Raw genomic sequence first — 20,497 nt, 5'->3', positions numbered from 1 at the left:
TTTTCTTCTATCTTAAATTTTTGGTTTTCGTTTCTTTCGTCCCTCAAATTAGTGATTTATGTTGGAAGGAGAACAATTTGAGTGTCAATCCTTTAGAATTTAATTTTCCGGAAGACCATAGCCTTCTGGCACATTCCATGTTGTTAAACCGTAGATTTAGATAGTCAGAAAAAAGAAATAATACCATATCCCAGATGCGGCTTCGGAGCGTGTTTAAGATGCGAACGAGCATTTTAAACACAGCGACTACAGAGCAGATGGGATATGGTATTATTTCTTTTTTCGTCTACACGAAATCTACAAATAGTATTTAATCAGCTACTACCTGAACTTTTAACATATTTGTTGTTCCAGAGCGTCCGATTGGTACACCGGAAGTAATAACAGTAATGTCACCGTTTTCAAGGAGACCTTCTTTTTTACATGCATTAATTGCACGTTCAAAGAGTACGAATACTTCCCATTCCTCTCCAAGAAGGATAGGCTGCACACCCCAGGATAAGTTTAACTGACGGCAGACTTTTTCGTCCATAGCACATCCGATAATATCACAACCTGGGCGGTATTTTGCAATCATTCTTGCAGAGAAACCAGTTTTGGTTACAGTGATGATTGCTTTGGCATCAAGGTCATAAGCTGTGCTGCATGTAGCATGGCAGATGGCATCTGTAATACCAGGATTTGTGTATTTAGCCATATCATCAAAACGTTTACGATAATTGATGGCTTCTTCTGTACGCTTCGCAATTTTAGCCATCATCTGAACAGCTTCTACAGGATAAGCACCTGCTGCTGTTTCTCCGGAAAGCATGATAGCGCTTGTTCCATCATAGATTGCATTTGCAACGTCTGTAGTCTCTGCACGAGTAGGACGAGGATTTTTCATCATAGAATCGAGCATCTGTGTAGCTGTGATAACTACTTTACCAGCTGCGATTACTTTTTTGATAATCATCTTCTGGATAATAGGAACTTCTTCTTCAGGAATCTCTACACCCATGTCACCACGAGCAACCATGATACCTTCACAGGCATCAATGATAGAATCGATATTATCAACACCCTGAGAGTTTTCGATTTTAGCGATAATACGGATATCTTCTCCGCCGTTTGCTTTTAAGAATGCTTTCATTTCTTTGATATCATCAGCAGTTCTTGTGAAAGAAGCAGCAACGAAGTCAACATCCTGTTTGATACCAAATAAAAGGTCTTCTTTATCTTTTTCACTCATAAATGGGATAGAAAGTTCCACACCAGGGATATTTACTCCCTTTCTGTTAGAAATCGTTCCGCCATTCTCTACTTTACAGTGGATATCTTGCCCCTTAATAGCCACTACCTTTAATCCAACCAGTCCATCATCGATTAAGATATTAGAACCAACATGGATATCTTTGTGCAAATCTTTATGTGTGACACTGACGATGTCTTTTGTTCCTTCTACATCTCTTGTAGTCAGGCAGAAATCCTGTCCCATTTCAAGAGTAACTCTTTCCTCTTTAAATGTCTTTAAACGGATTTCTGGTCCTTTTGTATCTAAAAGGCATGCAACCGGAAGGTGATGCTTTGTACGTAAGGCTTTTACTTTATCTATTCTTTTCTTCTGATTCACGTAAGTATCATGAGAAAAATTAAGGCGGGCAACATTCATTCCGGAAAGCATTAACTGTTCCAGAACATTCCCCTTATCTGTTGCCGGTCCAAGGGTACAAATAATCTTGGTTTTTCGCATAGCAATAAATCCTCCTATTTCCGTGGTTTAAAATTAGCATTACCATTCTATTTTAATAATTTCAATTAATTTGTCAACGGGTATTTGAAGGTATTTACGAGAAAAGAATGTAAAATATCCTTAATATACCCGAATAAGACTGGAAATACTGTTAACAATGGAAAGTCTTTTCAAAATATTAAGAGCATCGGAAAAATAGAGTTCTTTTACTCTGTCAGTAATAATAACCAGTTCGGCAATTCCGTTTTGGCGTGATTTCTGAATAATCTGAGCAATACTTACCTGACTTGTGCCAAATACACTTGTAATGTTTGCGAGGACACCTGGGCGGTCAGCAACCTGCATACGAAGGAAGAAACGGGAGTAAGTATCCTGGATATTTTTAATCGGAAGTTCCTTATAGCAAGAGCATACATGAAGATTTGAATGTTTTTCAATAATATGTCTTGCAACAGTACATAAATCTCCAGTTACTGCACTGGCAGTTGGACGTTTGCCGGCTCCACGACCATAGTACATTGTATCATCAGAAGCAGTTCCATGAACAAATACCGCATTAAAAGAATCATTTACCGTAGAAAGAGGATGCTCTTGTGGGATGAGAATCGGAAGAACTTTTACTTCGATACCGTTCTCATCTTTTCTGGCAATACCGACAAGCTTAATTACTGAATTAAATTCTTTTGCATAAAAAATATCCTTTGCAGTAATGTTTCTAATTCCTTCGATGTAGACATCAGAAAATGTAACACGTGAATGGAAGGCAATCGAAGCCATAATAGCAATCTTACGTCCGGCATCAAGACCATCTACATCAGCAGTAGGATCTGCTTCTGCATAACCAAGATCGGTTGCTTCTTTTAGGGCTTCATCATAACTCATGCCACTCTGTGTCATGCGGGTAAGAATATAATTTGTTGTACCGTTTACAATCCCCATGATTTCAGTAATATTTTCACTGGACATACTCTGTTTTAATACTTGAATGATTGGAACACATCCGGCAACAGCAGCTTCAAACTTAAAATCACAGCCATATTTTTCCGCTGTATCTAAAAGTTCATGACCATGCTCAGCAATTAAATCTTTATTGGCAGTTACGACTTGTTTTCCTGCCTTCATCGCTTCAAGAAGATAGGACTTTGCGGGTTCGATTCCACCCATTACTTCTATAATAATAGAGATGCTGTCATCAGCGATGATCTCTTCCCAGCTATCAGTAAGAAGATCAGATGGGATTCCCGCTCTTTCTTTAGAAGCATCACGAACAAGAATTTTTGCAATCTCGATCTGTGCGCCACAGATATGTGGAAAATCTTCCTGACGCTCTTTTACGAGTTCATATACGCCGCTTCCGACAGTACCGGCACCTAATAAAGCGGCTTTCACAATTTTATTCTGAACTGATTCCATAAATTACCTCCAAATAAAAAATCAATAAATAAGGTTGTGTATCATTTTAACAGAGTCCTGTCAAATACACAACCTTTGATTTGTTAAATGAGAGGACGCCCGTTGGAAGATAAATAAATCATATTTGTGACTTTAGTCGCGGCGGTTTGAATGTTCGCTTACGCGCTCGCATCCAAACCTTGCTCCGAGGCCACAAATATGATTTATTTATCTTCCAACGGGCTGACCTTGGCTGGATTTGGGGAATCAAATCAAAGGAAGGAGGATTTGAAGAGGAAATGGAGGGAGACAGATGGTTTTCGTCTGTTTAGCCACCCAAATTACTAGAGCATTTTTCAAGCACGCTCTAGTTACTCTGATAATCCAAAGAGTTTTAAATCTTCTTCCACACTTTCAATCCCAGCGATACCAAAGTTATCCACTAATACCTTCGTAACATTTGGGGATAAGAACGCAGGGAGTGTCGGTCCGAGGTGGATATTTTTTACTCCAAGGTAGAGAAGGGCAAGTAAAACGATGACTGCCTTTTGCTCATACCAGGAAATATTGTAGATAATTGGAAGTTCATTAATATCCTCAAGTCCAAATACTTCTTTTAATTTGAGGGCAATAACGGCGAGGGAGTAGGAGTCGTTGCACTGTCCGGCATCAAGTACTCGTGGAATACCGCCAATATCACCTAAATTCAACTTATTGTATTTGTATTTTGCACAGCCTGCGGTGAGAATTACCGTATCTTTTGGTAATGCTTTTGCAAAATCTGTGTAGTAGTTTCGTGATTTCATGCGGCCGTCACAGCCTGCCATAACGACAAACTTCCTAATTGCACCGGATTTTACAGCGGTAACAATATCATCGGCGAGGGCAAGTACCTGATTATGGGCAAATCCGCCTATAATTTCTCCACGTTCGATTTCTTCTGGTGCTGCACAGTGTTTTGCCTGCTCAATAATTGCGGAGAAGTCTTTTTCTTCCCCAATTTCACCAGAAATGTGTTTACAACCTGGATAACCGGCTGCTCCGGTTGTGTATAATCTGTCTTTGTAGCTGTCCTTTGGTGGAACGATGCAGTTTGTTGTCATGAGAATCGGGCCGTGGAAGCTTTCAAATTCCTCTTTCTGTTTCCACCATGCATTTCCGTAGTTGCCGACGAAGTTTGGATATTTTTTGAAAGCGGGATAATAGTGTGCAGGAAGCATTTCAGAATGAGTATATACATCCACACCGCTTCCCTGTGCCTGTTTGAGTAACATTTCAAGGTCACGAAGGTCATGACCGGAAACAAGGATGCCTGGACGGGTGCCAACACCGATGTTTACCTTTGTGATTTCTGGATTTCCGTAGGTGGAAGTATTGGCATTGTCAAGGAGAGCCATACCGTCCACACCGTATTTACCAGTTTCTAAAGTAAGAGCGATTAAATCATCAGCAGATAAACTGTCATCGAGAGTTGCGGCAAGGGCACGCTGCATAAATGCATCAATTTCCTCATTATCCTGTAAAAGAACATTTGCATGCTTGGAGTAAGCGGAAAGTCCTTTTAATCCGTAAGTAATCAGTTCACGAAGACTTCGGATGTCCTCATTTTCTGTAGAAAGAACGCCGACAGCTGCAGCTTTTGTATCAAATTCCTCCACGGAGCCGTTCCAGAGAGCTGCTTCTGGGAGTGCATCTATATTTGTTAGTTTAGAAAGGAGCAAATCTTTTTCGGAAAGTGTTTCCTGAATCCGGGCGATAATTGCTTCTTTGCTAAAGTTGGCATTGGTGATTGTAGTAAATAAATTCAGTGTAATCATGTGATTGACTGCTGGCTGAATCGCTACTCCTTCCTGTCTTAAAGTAGTAGTTACCGCAGAAATTCCTTTTGTAGCATAGACCAATAAATCCTGCATGGCAGCGACATCGGGCTGTTTTCCACAGACTCCAACACGAGTACATCCACTGCATCCGGCAGTTTCCTGACACTGATAACAAAACATTTGGTTTTCCATAAAATTTAATCTCCTTTTTCTTCTACAAAATTCCTTTATGAAGGAAATACAACAGTGAGAAGCCACTTAAAGTCTTCTTTTGCGTAAACAGAATGAGGTTTTTTCGCTGGCATAACGAGGGTATCTCCTGCCTGTAAAATATATTCTTTGCCATCAACAGTGAACTGACCGGTTCCTTCAAGAACGAGAACCATTGCATCACCAGTAGAATCATGTGTAGCGATTTCTTCATCTTTGGAAAATGCGAAAAGTGTCACACTTACATGGTCATTCTGTGCTAATGTTTTGCTGACAATCTGTCCTTTATCGGCAGAAACCTGGTCAGCAAGATGTAAAACTTCTTCATGTGAAATATTTTTGATATAAGCCATTGTTATCCTCCTTTAATTGACTTTCTATACGCAGTATAATATAGTTGATTTAATAAATATGTTGTTTTGACAACAAACGGGGAGAAAATTATGGATTTTTATAAATTATCAAAAACAGTGCTTTTCCAGGGGGCAACGCCGGAAGAAACAGAGCAGATGTTGTCCTGCTTAAAGGCGGGCAAACGCAAATATAAAAAGGAAGAAATGATTTACCGGGCTGGTGAAGTCGTATCCTGTGTCGGCGTTGTTTTATCAGGAAGTGTTTTAATAGAAAATGATGATATTTGGGGAAATCGCAGCGTGTTAGAGCGGGCAGGTGAAGGAGAAATCTTTGCAGAAACCTATGCCAGTATCCCAGACCAGAAAATGATAGTCAATGTCATTGCTGCAGAAGATACAGAAATTTTATTTTTAAATGTGGGAAAAATGCTTCATATCTGCTCTAATTCCTGCATTTTCCATAATAAACTCATAGAAAATCTTTTACAGGTTTCCGCACAGAAAAATCTCGCCCTGTCCCGAAGAATTTTTAACACTTCCTCCAAATCTATCCGGGGAAGACTGTTATCCTATTTATCTAATCAGGCAGTATTATGTAACAGTAAAGAATTTGATATACCATTTAACCGCCAGCAGCTTGCAGACTACTTAAGCGTAGACCGTTCCGCCCTCTCAAAAGAACTTGGTAAAATGTCCAAAGAAGGATTGGTTTATGTGAAAAAGAATCATTTTCGTCTATTATCTGTGCAGGAATTATTTGAAGGAGAGTCTTAGAATTTGTTTGAAGAATCAATAAGTAATCTGTACTCTCCCTGATTTGTGGGATATTTTACTTTATTCAGTTGACGTAGTCCGTGATGAACTACTACTGTTTTGGTGAAAGTTTCCATGAATATAATACACATTTTATAGAAAGTATTTTCTAAATCCACTTCACCTTTTGAGTAAAAATGAATGTCTGGAAAAATGTTTTATAGAACATCTGTTAAGTGATAGAAAAAATATTTTGTTTAAATTGTCTACACATTTTTAAAATGTTTTTAAAAATTAATAAAAAAATCCTTTAAAAATAAAAATGTTTGTGAATCTTTTTTCTGACAGCAGTGCTATAATTGCAGCGTAACAAAGAAGAGGTTATTTAAAAAGAATAACCGTGAAAAATACTTATCAGACCTGATAAAGTAGGGCCTCTAAGCATCAGACATTTTGGAGGAAAAGATAAATGAATACTTTAAGTGCTGAAAAAAGAGATATGCAAATCAAGGCAAAAAAGCTTAGAAGGGAAGGATTTGTTACAGGCAATGTGTTCGGTAAGAACATGGAAGGCTCCATGCCGCTGAAAATTGAGAAAAAAGAGGCAGAAAGAATCTTAAGAACCTGTAATAAGGGAAGTCAGTTAAAACTCACTGTTGATGGAGAGACAATGCCAGTCTTATTAAAAGAGATTGACTATAATCCAATGAAACATGAGATTGTGGAGATGGATTTCCAGGCATTAGTAAAGGGTGAGAAAGTACATTCTGTAGCAGAGGTTGTACTTTTAAATCACGATAAGGTAAAATCTGGTGTTGTAGAATTATTATTAGAAGAAATCAGTTATGAAGCATTACCGGAGGATCTGGTTGAAAAAGTTGAGATTGACTTAACTGGTAAACAGGCTGGTGATACAATCAGAGTTGCAGATTTACCAATTGCAACTACAGAAGGCATTCATCTGAAAACGAATCCGGAGGAAACTGTTGTACAGGTAACAGAAGTACACAATGAAGTTCCGGAAGATGAAGAAACAGAAACGGAAGAAGAATAGAAAACAGACGAAAATAAAAAGAATAGACCATCGCAAATGTAATGTGCGATGGTCTATTCTTTTTATTTTCTGTTTGTTGCTACCACATGGAATGAATGAAATAGTCTTTGGTGAGAGAAGGGGGAGAGGTCAGAAGACTATTTCATTCCTTCCTTCTGGAGCTAAAACACAGAAAAAAGAAAACATACCATATCTCAGATGCGGCTTCGGAGCGGGTTTAAGATGCGGACGAGCATCTTAAACACAGCGACTACAGAGCAGATGAGATATGGTATGTTTTCTTTTTTCGTCTGTTCTCTCTCAATGAATCAAATAGTAATATACCTTTCCGTTTTCTTTTGTTTTTGTTATCATTTCCTGACGTTCCATGTAAGGAAGGAGCGAGTCAAGAAACTGAGTGGGATTGGTGACACCGATGCGTTGTTTGCTAAAAGGCTGTTGAGCGGTGAGCCCCTGTATACAGTCGGCGAGTTCTTTTTTTGTCATCTTCCCATTACGTTTTAGTTCTTTTTTTATTTTACTGATTCCTTTTGAGGTCAATAGGTTATTTAAATCTTGTTTCTGGTGCAGAGAACGCCATAATCCCCAGCCGTAGATTAACATGGTAGCTATGGCAAAGAGTAAAATATAAGGGAGATACTGTAACAGATTTTTCAGTAATTCCATAGTATGATCCTTTCATATTTATTCAATCGTAAATCTGTGTTATACATATTACTGGCTATTTCTAGCAAGTTTTTATGTTTGAATTGCTCTTTTTTTCGGAATAAGTGATTAAATGATGATCTTTTAATATTTCTAAGAACTTAATGAGACGGGACAGGGACTTTTCCATGTTAGGGAACTTTTGATCGAGTTCTTTTGAAAGTGTGTAAATATCCTTTTTGTCATCGATGATGCCCCAGACAAAGCTTCCGTAATCATCAAGATCGATGGAACTTACTTTTGGGCGGTGAAAAAATTTCTGAGCAATCTTATTAAAGAAACCTTCCCAGCGAATAAAAACAGTGATAATTCCTTTTTCATTTTTTTCATATTCTATGTCAGGGTTTTTGACAGGAATATAGTCAAGATAGTTTTTATCTATTTTCTGTTTGGTCATAGAGAATCCTTTCTATAATTAAATTATATAAATTAAATTATACAGTGATATTAGGATTAAAAGGTATTTTGCTCCCAGCATGACGTCGCGAATTACTCCACAGCGAATGCTACTCCCATAATTCTGAAACAATTTATATTTTATAACGATTTGGTATTAAAATCAAATGTATATTTCAAGTCGAGCAGCCGCGAGACTTGGCGCGTGATTCAATAATTTTGGCAGTGAAAGAGGTTCTCTCACTGCCAGAAATTAAATATGTTTTGTAATTTAATTGTTAATTAGTTTTGTTGTTCTTTTTTACACATAAGAAGTATAAATAAGCAAGTAAAATGATGAAAATAACTAAGCTGGCAATCTGTGGAAGGGCAACAGGGGAAACAAACTTAGAGTCAACTTTTGCTACCGCACAAATAGCAAGGATAACTCCCATGAGTCCCTCTCCGGCAATCAGACCGGAAGTAAATAATGTTCCACGTTCGATGCAAGCTTTCTTTTCTTTTTCTTCGCTTTCATTCGCTGCTTTACGGCGTTCAAGAATCCAACGGACAACCCCACCTGCCATAATACCAGCACTCAGTGAGAATGGAAGGTACATACCAACGGCAAATGGAAGTACTGGAATACCAAGAATCTCAACAACGATAGCGATGAATACACCAACAAGGATCAGTGCCCATGGAAGTTCTGCATTCATGATACCTTCAACGAGCATCTTCATCATTGTAGCCTGTGGAGCAGGAATCTCGTTAGAACCGAATCCCCATGCAGCATTTAACAGATATAAAACATATCCGATTGCAGCGGAGGAAGCGATAACACCAACCATTTCACCAATCTGCTGAAGTTTAGGTGTAGCACCTACGATGAAACCTGTCTTTAAATCCTGTGAAGTATCGCCGGCGATAGCAGCAACGATACAGATAATACTACCGATACAGATGGAACCGATCATACCTGTAGTTCCTGTAGTTCCTGTAGCTTTTAAAATTAAAGTAGAAATAATTAAAGTAGCAATTGCCATACCGGAAACTGGGTTGTTAGAAGAACCGATTAATCCAACCATACGGGCGGAAACAGTTGCAAAGAAGAATCCGAATATAACAACGAGAACTGCACCGAGGAAACTTACAGGGAAAATTGGAAGTAACCAGATGGCAATAGCGATAACAGCGATAATACCAAGAATGATCGGCATTGGTAAGTCACGCTGTGTACGGGAAGCATCAGCAGTAGCGCGGTTTTTAGCCATGCTGCCCATTGCCTGTTTAAATGTACGGACAATGAGTGGAGAAGTCTTGATTAAGCTCATGATACCACCAGCTGCAACGGCACCGGCACCAATGTACTTGATATAAGTTCCCCATAATGATCCTGGAGCAAGAGTAGAAATTACTTCACTTCCAGGGAAGATGGTAGCATCTTTACCAAATAATGCAATCATAGGCATGAGTACAAACCAGCTTAAAGTACCACCTGCGAACATATATTTTGAAATCTGAGGTCCACAGATGTAACCAACACCCGCAAGAGCAGGAAGAACCTGAATACCTACGGAAGAACCGGCATATGCCTGAATATCATAACCAATTTCACTAGGGAAAAGTTTAATTCCATCAGCGATGAATTTGTAAATAGCAGCGATACCAAGACCGGAGAATACGATACCAGCTTTGTTACCACCTTCTTCTCCGGCAAGGAGAACTTCTGCACAGGCAGTTCCTTCAGGGAAAGGAAGAACACCATGTTCTTCAACGATAAGAGCCTGACGAAGTGGAACCATGAAACAGATACCAAGGATACCACCAACAAGTGCAACTAAAAAGATAGTTAAAATACTAGGAGAATCAATCTTACCTTCTTTTGCCCATAAGAATAAAGCAGGGAGAGTAAAGATTGCTCCGGCAGCAACAGACTCACCGGCTGAACCGATTGTCTGAACAAGGTTGTTTTCCAAGATAGAATTCTTACGAAGAATGATACGAATAATACCCATGGAAAGTACGGCTGCAGGAATAGATGCGGAAACGGTCATACCAACTCGAAGTCCAAGATATGCGTTAGCAGCACCAAAAATAACTGCAAGTAAAATACCAAGAATTAAGGCTGTGACTGTAAATTCCGGAACTACCTGGTCCGCAGGAATATACGGTTTAAAATCGTTTTTGTTTTCCTTCATTACGTTTATCCTTTCTTTTTTACAATTTCCTTACAAAAACATAACAATTATAACATTTATTTAAAATGAAATAAAGGTAAAAAAATGCACTTTTTTTGCGTATTATGGCACTTTGTAGTGATAAAGAATTACTATAAAGTAGTATAAAATGGTCATATAATTGGGCAATCTACCTATTTTACAGTATTTTTATAGTATGTCCTAAATAAAAAAATAAAAAAGTACTTACGCAAAAAAAATTTTTATGCTATAATACCGACTCGTATCAAGAAAATATCATAAAAATATTTTGGTCTAATTGGAAACGCACAATATTTTGAAAAAATATTGATAACGAACAACACATCCTATTTTTATACTATTTCATCGAAAAGTAAATTTTCGGTAGACAGAATAAAAGGAGGCGGCTGATTATGCCAAAAACAAAGTTACAGAACGTTATTTTCACCCTCATCATGGCTTTTGTCATGGTCTATGCTATGGTTTGTTACAACATTTCTATTGATAAGGGAGGTATGAGCAACCAGATTTTCTTACTCGCATTTTATGAGATGCCGATTATGTGGCCTGCAGCATTTATTTTAGAATTTTTTGTTGTAGAGAAATTATCTAAATTTCTTGCATTTCGTATTGTATCCCCAACAGATAAACCGATTTTTATCATACTGGCAATTTCATCAATGATTGTTTGTCTGATGTGTCCGGCAATGAGTTTTATTGCAACGGTATTATTTAAACATCCGGGAAAAGAAATTATAGCTGTCTGGTTACAGACAACTGCAATGAACTTCCCAATGGCACTGTGCTGGCAGATTTTCTTTGCAGGACCATTGGTGAGAAATGTATTTGGAAAGTTTGTTAAATAGATCTTTTCTTCTTCTCTTTACATTGCCTCAAGAATCTTCTATATTATATGGTAAGTTTTATAGAAAGGAAGGCATACGATTTATGAAAATTTCTTTATTTCCTACATTAAAGAATTATAAAAAAGAATATTTTGGAAAAGATCTTACAGCTGGAATCATGATTGCGGCTGTTTCTATTCCTATTTCTATGGGGTATGCGGAAGTATCAGGTCTGCCAGCAGTTTTTGGACTGTATGGCTCTGTACTTCCTATTTTATTTTTTGCACTTTTTTCCACTTCTCCTCAGTTTATTTTTGGAGTGGATGCGGCACCGGCGGCCATCGCGGGAGCAGCGCTTGCAAGTCTTGGAATTGAGAGTGGGAGTGTGGATGCACTCCGGTATATTCCAGTTATTGCACTATTCGTTGGTTTATGGCTGCTTTTATTTTATTTTTTGAAAGCAGGTAAGCTCGTTACATTTATTTCTACTCCAGTTATGGGAGGGTTTATCAGCGGAATCGCGTTGACAATTATCTTGATGCAGATTCCAAAGATTATGGGAGGTAAATCCGGTTCTGGTGAACTTCCAGAACTGTTAAAACATTTGTATGAGACAGCATTGCATATAAATTGGGTATCGGTCGGATTAGGTGTCGGAGCGCTGGCAATATTGATTATTTCTAAAAAAGTAATGCCGAAGTTTCCGATGGCAGTTGTGATCATGGCTCTTGGAATGGTTTCTACATTGGTATTTCATGTGGATCATTATGGAGTGGCTTTACTATCGAAAGTAGAGCCAGGACTTCCTAAATTTATTATACCGTCTGTATTTCATGTAGACCTTAAGCATGCAGCAGGTCGTGGCTTGATGATTGCTGTTGTTGTTATGGCAGAAACTTTACTTTCCGAGAATAATTTTGCTTCGAAAAATGGTTATAAAATAGATGATAATAAAGAAATCCTTGCCTGTGCGGCAGGAAATATTATTTCTGCTTTTACAGGAAGCTGTCCGGTAAATGGAAGTATTTCAAGAACATCAATGAATGAACAGTTTGGAGGAAGGACGCAGGCTGTCTCTATTACAGCAGCAATTTCTATGGTAATGGTTCTTTTATTTGCAGCAGGGTTTATAGGATACTTGCCGGTTCCGGTATTGACGGCAATTGTGATCTCTGCATTAATGAATGTTGTAGAATGGCATTTGGCAGTTCGTTTATTTAAAGTAAGTCGAAAAGAATTTTATATTTTTGTAGCAGCCTGCATGGCAGTACTTTTTCTTGGAACAATTTACGGAGTAATTATAGGAATCATTCTATCCTTTGTGGCAGTTGTTATTCGGGAAACGAATCCGACAAGAGCATTTCTTGGAGGTATTCCAGGAAGAGATGGTTTTTATGATTTAGATAAAAATCATTATGCACATCCGATTGAACACACGATGATCTATCGTTTTAATGCAACCCTTTTCTTCGCAAATAGTAAATTATTTCAGGAAGATATCGAAAATAATTTAAAAGAAGACATAAAAACCGTAATCGTAGATGCCGGAACAATTACAAGTATTGATATAACAGCAGCGGATACGATTCTTATGTTAAAACAAAACTTAGAGAAAAAAGGAATTGCATTTTACATTACAGAACATATGCAGGCACTTAATACACAGTTTCGAAATCTTGGAATGGGTGGATTAATAGAAGAAGGGTGTATCAGAAGAACGATTACGGCAGCGCTTCTTGATTCAGGATTACAAAAACCATTTCCACTGGAAGGTATTCCGGCAAATCTGCAGGAAAGCTTAGAAGAATTGCGGGAACATGCAGGAAAACTGCCTGTTCATAAGCATAATACAGAAAAAATAGAAAAATTAAAAAAAGCACTGTGGCTACATACATTACCTGCCGAAGAAGAAAATACACTCGAAGAGTTTGCATGGGCATTTGGTGAAGATACAGTAAATGAAATCGAAAAAAGAGTACATCGGGTAATAGCGAATCTGCATCATTGGCCGGAAATCAAAGAAATTTCGGAAAAAGGTCTTTCAAAACAAATGCAGGCATGGCACAATCTCGGTGCTATTGATGAGGATGAGGTTCTTCGAAGAATGGAACTTCATTTAGATGAACTTTCCGCAAATCTAGAAGAGGATAAAAATAAACAGCTTATATTCCAGATGATCGAAAAACGTCGTCATCATTTGGAGATAGAATTAAAACAAGAAAATCCAGAGATATGGGAAAAGTTAGTAGAAAGCAGAGAGAATTTAGAACGAAGACTGCAAAAACAGAATCCGGAAGCTGCAGGAAAATTACATGAATTAGAGAAAAAATTGCTAATTTGATTGGAAGAACAGACGAAAAGCAGAAATTTTATATCAATTAGAATGTGAAGATAATCGCTTCATAGAAAATGCCTCACCGGCATTTTTATTTGCTCCGACATCACATTCTAATTGATATAAAATTTCTGCTTTTCTGCTAGCTGGCTCCAGATGGAACGGTATATGTACAAGGAAACAGTGAATATACAATAACCGTATCTTTTTATTCTATGAAAGCAGATATGTCCGGTGTGACAGAAAGTACAGCATGGAAGGATTATGAAGCAAGTAAGCCATCTGAATTATAGGATATTTCTTTGAATTTGGCATCATATAAAAAGTAAATTTTAAATTAAACGAATAATACACAGAACAAAATAAACTATATAAACAGTAATTATATTAAAAAAACAGTATGAAAAGAAGAAAAAGAATGTTTAAGAAAAATTAATAATATTCTTTTTCTTTTTAGTTATATAATAAAAATGTTAAAGATGGTATAATGGTTAATAATTTCAGGAGGATAGATCGATGTCAGATTCTATATGGAGGAGTATTGATACAGCAGAAAAATCTGATTATGGAAAGATGGAATGTATGGAGATGACCGATGTAGCGATTGTTGGCGGCGGTTTATGTGGTATACTATGTGCTTGGTTTTTAAAAGATTCAGGAGTAGACTGTATTCTTTTAGATAAAGATCGAATCGCTGAAGGAACAGGGAAAGATGCGATGGCACAGGTAACTTCTCAACATGGTCTGATCTATAGTAAGTTATTAGAACGAGATGGTGAGGAGAAGGCCAGGATGTATTTTCAGGCGAATGAACAGGCAATACAGAAGTATCGGGAACTTTCTGAACAGATTGATTGTGATTTTGAAGAAACGAGTTCTTATGTTTATTCTAAGAATGATAGAGAAAAGATTGAAAAAGAGATTGATGCAGTAGATCGAATTGGCGGGAAGGCAGATTTTTGTGAGACAACAGAATTGCCCTTTGATATATCAGGAGCAGTACGTTTTCCGGGACAGGCCAAGCTAAATCCGGTAAAATTGTTGAATGGTCTTGTAAAAGAACTGGAAAAGCATCAGAATATACATATATATGAAGGTGTAGAGATTGATGACTGGTTCAGGCATGTTATATGGTGTGGAATACACGTTACGGTAGCAGATCATATTATTTGCACAACACATATTCCATTTTATGAGAAGCTTGGCAAGTATAACAGAAAGCTGCATATGGAAGAGTCCTGTATTCTGGCACTGGGGAATGCACAGAAGATGAATGGGATGTATACAGATGAAGCGCAGGGAGGACTCTCTTTTCGAAGTTATGGGGATTTACTTTTAATGACAGGAGGAATGTACAAGCCAGAAAGTGACAGGGAGGCTCATGAATGGGAGAAACTAAGGGAGGCAGCAGCAATGTACTATCCTGAAGCAAAAGAGAAGGCGAGCTGGAAAGTACAGGATTGTTTCAGTTTAGATGGTATACCATATATCGGATCTTATGCTTCTGAAAGAAAAACACCGGGTCTGTATGTGGCAACAGGATTTAATGGTTGGGGAATGACTTCTGCGATGACTGCCGCCATGCTTTTAACGGAAATAATTTTGAAAGATAAGTTTGTAGAAGCGAAAGAGGCTGTCAATTATTCATGGAAAGAAGTGTTTTCTACAGAGCGAAAGATTTTACTTCCACAGTATTTTTCTAATATAAAGGATACGATTTCAGACAGATTTTCATTCAGACCTCAAAAGTATAAAAAATAAAACATTGACAAATATTTTTAATAGTGCTACCATACACTCGAAACAGCGAAAAGCGATGAAGGAAAAGAGTAATATATTAGAATTATACAGAGAGAGTAACGAGTGCTGAGAGTTATTTATGAGGAAATATATGAAAACCATTCCTGAGCTGCGATGCGAAAAGAAGTATTTTTTGAGATGGGTAAGACATTTTGGGATATTTCACAAGTGTTGCCGTATGCCCGCGTTAAGGGATAGGATTTAATCATAGAATCTGAAGTGAAATAATAAGGTGGAACCGTGTATTTACTGCACCCTTAGATTATAGTCATATTGTAATCTATGGGTGCTTTTTTAATTTACAGAAAATTACTCCTGACTTTGAAGGCTGATGTCTTAAAATGTCTGGAGCAAATAAAAAAGAAAGGTCCCAGTCAGATTCGTTCTTATTTTGGAGGTAATGAAATGAAAGTTCTGGAAAAAAATGGACAGGTAATCGAAGGTGATTTTGACAACAAAGAGGTAAAGGAAGCATTTTGGCATACAAGCGCTCATGTGCTGGCACAGGCAGTAAAGAGATTATATCCGGATACAAAGTGTGCGATCGGACCAGCAATTGACAACGGATTTTATTATGATTTTGACTTTTCTTTTTCATTTACAGAAGAGAATCTTGCGGCAATTGAAAAAGAGATGAAAAAGATTGTAAAACAGTCCCTTCCACTGGAAGTTTTTGAAGTGAAAAAAGAAGAAGCTCTTTCCTATATGAAAGAAAGACAGGAAGATTATAAGGTGGAGATGATCGAAGAACTTCCTGAAGATGAGACGATTACATTTTATAAGCAGGGAGATTATGAGGAATTTTGTGCGGGTCCTCACGTATCAAACACCTGTGTTATTAAAGCAATTAAGCTTCTTTCTACAGCAGGTGCATATTGGCGTGGTGATGAGAAAAATAAGATGCTTACAAGGATTTATGGAATTTCTTTTCCAAAAGCATCAGAATTGCAGGATTATCTGCATATGCTTGAGGAAGCGAAAAAGAGAGACCATAGAAAGCTTGGAAAAGAACTTGGCTTATTTACAATTATGGAGGAAGGTCCGGGATTTCCATTTTTCTTACCAAAGGGAATGGTATTGAAAAATACATTAATTGATTACTGGAGAAAGATTCATACAAGAGAAGAGTATCAGGAAATCTCTACACCAATTCTTTTAAACAGACAGCTTTGGGAGACATCCGGACACTGGGATCATTACCGGGAAAATATGTACACAACAGTAATTGACGACATGGATTTTGCTGTAAAACCAATGAACTGTCCAGGTGGAATGCTTGTTTATAAGATGGAGCCTCGTTCTTACAAAGAACTTCCACTTCGTCTTGGGGAACTTGGCCTTGTGCACCGTCACGAAAAGTCCGGACAGCTTCATGGACTGATGCGTGTAAGATGCTTTACACAGGACGATGCCCATATCTTTATGACAGAGGCGCAGATTGAAAATGAAATCCAGAAAGTCGTAAAATTGATTGATGAAGTATATAAGAAATTTGGATTTACTTATCATGTAGAATTATCCACTCGTCCAGATGATAGCATGGGAACAGAAGAAGAGTGGGAAGTAGCAACAAATGCATTGGAAAATGCAATCAAAGCCATGAATATTCCTTACGAAGTAAATGAGGGAGACGGCGCATTCTATGGTCCAAAACTTGACTTCCATTTACAGGATTCTATCGGAAGAACATGGCAGTGCGGAACAATCCAGCTTGACTTCCAGCTTCCACAGAGATTTGAGGCAGAATATATTGGAGCAGACGGAGAAAAACATCGTCCAATCATGATTCACCGTGTTGTATTTGGTTCTATTGAGCGATTTATCGGAATCTTAATTGAACATTATGCAGGAAAGTTCCCAACATGGTTGGCACCGGTACAGGCAAAAGTTCTTCCTGTATCCGACAAATTTGCAGAGTATGCTAAGAAAGTTTCTGCGGAGCTGAAGGCAAAAGGGGTTCGTGTTGAAATGGATGACAGGGATGAGAAACTTGGTTACAAGATCAGACAGGCACAGCTTCAGAAGGTACCATATATGCTGATCGTTGGAGAAAAAGAACAGAATGAAGGAACGGTATCTGTTCGAAAGAGAGATGTAGCAGATCAAAATGACAGTCCGGAATTAGGTGCAATGTCTGTAGAAGAATTTGCCGAGATCATCGAAAAAGAAATTTAAATAGAGCGAATAAACAGCAAAAAGAATTCCAGCTTATAATCTTTATTATAAGCTGGAATTTTTTTGTCTGTTTCCATTAATGAATTAAATTGAGAAGTTGTTAACAAATGTAAAAAACAAATGACAATGAGAAAGGATTATGGTATGATAAAAAATACAATAATAGTTTACATTGTACTATCATTAGAATTCTATAAGGAGGGGAACAGCATGGGGAAAAAAGGAATGGAGCAGAATGAAGTAAGAAAATATTTGCTGATTATAGGTACCTTTCTTATTTTTATGATAGGTTGTCTTTTGTTTTTTTTATCCTGGCTTCAGAAGGATGTGGAAATAAATAGTCAGAAGAATGTTGCTACGAATGTGGAAAGGCAAAGTTATCATTTAAACTCGATTATAGATATTCAATTTAGTTATCTATCCGGTATGGCTACTTATGTAGGGGAAAGAGAGAATATATTTTCAGGAGAAAATAAGAGACTGATTCAGAGTATTGTAAAAGAACAGGATTTAGATCTCCTTGCACTTATTGATGCAGATGGGAATGCCTATTACAGTAATGGAGCGAGAAAGTCGGTGAAAACCAGAAATTATTTTAATGATGTGATGGAAGGAAAGCGAGTAATGAGCCGTCCTGTGGAAAGTATGGTCGATGGGAAAACAAAGGTAATACTTGCAGTACCTATTTACAAAGATGGAGAAATAATGGGGGCTCTGGGGGCTTCTTATAACGTTGGCGCGTTAAATCAGATGCTATTTAACGATATTTATGATGGAGTAGGTTTTTCTATGATCATAGATTATTCCGGAAGAATTATTTCCTGTGATAGTGGAAAGGCGTATCGAAATATCAATATTAGCGATAATGTATATGATTTTTATGTAACAAATAAAGAAGTTTCTAAAAAGGATATGGCAGAGACAAAAAGAAATATAAAGAACCAGAAAGCTGGAATTCTTGTACTTAAGGAGGGAAAAAAAGTAAGATATCTTGCCTATGATACACTTGGAATTAATGACTGGATGCTTTGTTATGTGATTCCGCAGAGTAAAGCACAGGAAAGCTATCAGTTTGTTCAGGACAGACAGGTCATTCTAGTTTTTGTTATAGGTGGAGGAATGATTGCATTTCTGCTTATTATCTTATACAGAGAGTCTCAGAAGCAAAAGTATATGAAGGAGCTTGCTAGTATTGATGGTCTGACACAGCTTCATAATAAAATCGGAACGGAGAATTTAGTTACAGAATGGCTCGATAGTAAGGAGAGTAAATCTGGAGGTGTTCTTCTTATGCTGGATGTTGATCATTTTAAGCAGATTAATGATAATTTTGGACATGCGGTAGGTGACAGAGTTTTATATAAAGTGGGACATCTTTTAAAAAGTTCGTTTAGAGAGGATGATATCATAGGAAGAGTTGGGGGCGATGAATTTCTCATATTTATGAAAGGTGTAACGTCTGAGGAATTTGTGATTCGTCGTATGGAAAGTCTCATACAGTATTTTCATGAGCTTCCGGTAGAGGAAATAAAAGACCATAGGTTAACCTGCAGTATCGGAGCAGCTTTTATGCCAAAAGATGGTATAACATTTAACAGCCTGTATCGAAATGCAGATGAGGCAATGTACAGGACAAAAAGAAACGGTCGTGATGGATTTAGTATTTATCATAAAGTATAAAAATAAAGAATATATGTACTTTACACAAATTCAAAGAAACAATCTATAGATTTTTTGGAATTTTTAATGGAATAAAGAAAGAATCTATGATATTATGTTGCATGTAGTGCGTAATGAGCGTGGCAGTATATAAGGTGATAAATTTGATAAATTTATAAATTTAAGGAAGGAAGTGCACAGAATGCCCCCTTTTGCCAAAAGAGAAATTAAAAATTCTTTTATAAAGTTACTAACAGAACGACCGATTTCCCAGATTACAGTGAAAGATATTGTAGAGGACTGTGGTGTGAATCGAAATTCATTTTATTATCATTTTCAGGATATTCCTTCTTTATTAGAAGAGATTATTGTGGAGATGACGGCGAAGGTGATAGAGAATTTGCCGGAGGAATCTACTTTTGAAGAGAAAGTCACTGCAGCCTTGAAAGAAATCAATTTAAATAAGAGAATGATTTATCATATTTATGGTTCATCCAACAGAGAATTTTATGAGAAACAGCTCATGAAGATTTGTGAGCATGTGACACGTACTTATATTCGTTCCAGGGAGTATTCGGAAAGAGTAGATTCAAAGGATTTGGAATTTGTGATAAGTTATTTAAAATGTGAGTTGTTTGGCCAGCTGATTGACTGGCTTAATCACGATATGTCATATGATATTGTGGAACATTCTCGTATACTTTGCCGAATGTTTGCAGGAAGTATGCGTATGGTATGTCAAAAATATAAAATAATATAAATTAATATGAAGAGAATTGCAAAGAGTAATTGCAATCTTAAAAATAACATGCTACAATGTACTATATTTCGAGAAATACGATGAAGTAAGAGAATAGCAGAGAAGATTTCGAGGGAGAAGTCCATCTGGGCTTCTCTGTTTTTATGTAATCGGAGAAGGAGTATACAAAGCTTATAATAATGGGGCATGAAAGATATCTTCGAATGAGTTGCAAATATAATCGTAAATCATAAGACGATTTCGTGTGTATACTATACAGCAGCGATGCATTTTCTCTACTTTCTTAGTTCGGAAGTGTTTTTCCCAACAATACAAATTATATAGAGAG

The 20,497-nt window shown here is 37.3% G+C and carries 15 protein-coding genes and 1 other annotated feature; of the genes, 8 read left to right on the top strand and 7 right to left on the bottom strand.

Annotated elements, in window-relative coordinates; genetic code table 11:
• Nucleotides 1–310: 310 nt before the first annotated feature.
• The 4 genes from pyk to FYJ25_RS04245 all read right to left on the bottom strand — a co-directional run bounded on the left by pyk (nt 311) and on the right by FYJ25_RS04245 (nt 5,507).
• Complete coding sequence (gene pyk, locus FYJ25_RS04260; RefSeq protein ID WP_154580625.1) at nt 311–1,732, bottom strand: pyruvate kinase; 1,422 nt, start codon at nt 1,730–1,732, stop codon at nt 311–313.
• Nucleotides 1,733–1,852: 120 nt separating this feature from the next.
• Nucleotides 1,853–3,145 carry a homoserine dehydrogenase gene (locus FYJ25_RS04255; RefSeq protein WP_154580624.1) on the bottom strand — a complete coding sequence of 431 codons (1,293 nt, stop codon included), beginning with the start codon at nt 3,143–3,145 and terminating at the stop codon, nt 1,853–1,855.
• Nucleotides 3,146–3,495: 350 nt separating this feature from the next.
• Nucleotides 3,496–5,136: a hydroxylamine reductase gene (hcp, locus tag FYJ25_RS04250; protein ID WP_154580623.1), complete on the bottom strand. Its 1,641-nt coding sequence runs from the start codon at nt 5,134–5,136 to the stop codon at nt 3,496–3,498.
• A gap of 35 nt (nt 5,137–5,171) precedes the next feature.
• Entirely contained in the window at nt 5,172–5,507 is a 336-nt protein-coding gene (locus tag FYJ25_RS04245) for a cupin domain-containing protein (RefSeq protein ID WP_096241191.1), read from the bottom strand.
• Between the two features lie 90 nt (nt 5,508–5,597).
• Between FYJ25_RS04245 and FYJ25_RS04240 the strand changes: the two genes are divergently transcribed.
• Nucleotides 5,598–6,281, top strand: a complete 684-nt coding sequence (locus FYJ25_RS04240; RefSeq protein WP_096241190.1) for a Crp/Fnr family transcriptional regulator — start codon at nt 5,598–5,600, stop codon at nt 6,279–6,281.
• 448 nt (nt 6,282–6,729) lie between these two features.
• Entirely contained in the window at nt 6,730–7,314 is a 585-nt protein-coding gene (locus tag FYJ25_RS04235) for a 50S ribosomal protein L25 (protein WP_096241189.1), read from the top strand.
• Nucleotides 7,315–7,614: 300 nt separating this feature from the next.
• Here the strand turns inward: FYJ25_RS04235 and FYJ25_RS04230 are convergent, their stop codons facing one another.
• The 3 genes from FYJ25_RS04230 to FYJ25_RS04220 all read right to left on the bottom strand — a co-directional run bounded on the left by FYJ25_RS04230 (nt 7,615) and on the right by FYJ25_RS04220 (nt 10,595).
• Nucleotides 7,615–7,980 (bottom strand): hypothetical protein, encoded by a 366-nt coding sequence (locus FYJ25_RS04230; RefSeq protein ID WP_173854301.1) that lies wholly within the window; start codon nt 7,978–7,980, stop codon nt 7,615–7,617.
• A gap of 61 nt (nt 7,981–8,041) precedes the next feature.
• Nucleotides 8,042–8,416, bottom strand: a complete 375-nt coding sequence (locus FYJ25_RS04225; RefSeq protein ID WP_154580622.1) for a PqqD family protein — start codon at nt 8,414–8,416, stop codon at nt 8,042–8,044.
• A gap of 277 nt (nt 8,417–8,693) precedes the next feature.
• Nucleotides 8,694–10,595 carry an OPT family oligopeptide transporter gene (locus tag FYJ25_RS04220; protein WP_154580621.1) on the bottom strand — a complete coding sequence of 634 codons (1,902 nt, stop codon included), beginning with the start codon at nt 10,593–10,595 and terminating at the stop codon, nt 8,694–8,696.
• 413 nt (nt 10,596–11,008) lie between these two features.
• Here FYJ25_RS04220 and FYJ25_RS04215 point away from each other — a divergent pair, with 413 nt between their 5' ends.
• The 6 genes from FYJ25_RS04215 to FYJ25_RS04190 all read left to right on the top strand — a co-directional run bounded on the left by FYJ25_RS04215 (nt 11,009) and on the right by FYJ25_RS04190 (nt 20,169).
• Entirely contained in the window at nt 11,009–11,461 is a 453-nt protein-coding gene (locus FYJ25_RS04215; RefSeq protein WP_096241186.1) for a DUF2798 domain-containing protein, read from the top strand.
• 82 nt (nt 11,462–11,543) lie between these two features.
• Entirely contained in the window at nt 11,544–13,781 is a 2,238-nt protein-coding gene (locus FYJ25_RS04210) for a SulP family inorganic anion transporter (protein ID WP_096241185.1), read from the top strand.
• 510 nt (nt 13,782–14,291) lie between these two features.
• A complete protein-coding gene (locus FYJ25_RS04205) occupies nt 14,292–15,536 on the top strand; it encodes an NAD(P)/FAD-dependent oxidoreductase (RefSeq protein WP_154580620.1) in 1,245 nt (414 codons plus the stop codon).
• A 46-nt stretch (nt 15,537–15,582) separates the two neighbouring features.
• Nucleotides 15,583–15,837, top strand: a binding site (T-box leader).
• A 143-nt stretch (nt 15,838–15,980) separates the two neighbouring features.
• The gene (thrS, locus tag FYJ25_RS04200) at nt 15,981–17,750 is read left to right on the top strand and encodes a threonine--tRNA ligase (RefSeq protein ID WP_096241182.1); all 1,770 of its coding nucleotides are present in this window, start codon (nt 15,981–15,983) and stop codon (nt 17,748–17,750) included.
• A gap of 210 nt (nt 17,751–17,960) precedes the next feature.
• Nucleotides 17,961–19,430 carry a sensor domain-containing diguanylate cyclase gene (locus FYJ25_RS04195; protein WP_167513772.1) on the top strand — a complete coding sequence of 490 codons (1,470 nt, stop codon included), beginning with the start codon at nt 17,961–17,963 and terminating at the stop codon, nt 19,428–19,430.
• Nucleotides 19,431–19,611: 181 nt separating this feature from the next.
• Nucleotides 19,612–20,169: a TetR/AcrR family transcriptional regulator gene (locus tag FYJ25_RS04190; protein WP_096241180.1), complete on the top strand. Its 558-nt coding sequence runs from the start codon at nt 19,612–19,614 to the stop codon at nt 20,167–20,169.
• Nucleotides 20,170–20,497 lie beyond the last annotated feature (328 nt).

It is taken from the genome of Anaerobutyricum soehngenii, assembly GCF_009697165.1.
In the GTDB taxonomy this organism is placed as follows: domain Bacteria; phylum Bacillota; class Clostridia; order Lachnospirales; family Lachnospiraceae; genus Anaerobutyricum; species Anaerobutyricum soehngenii.
This window is presented reverse-complemented; position numbering and strand designations above follow the sequence as displayed.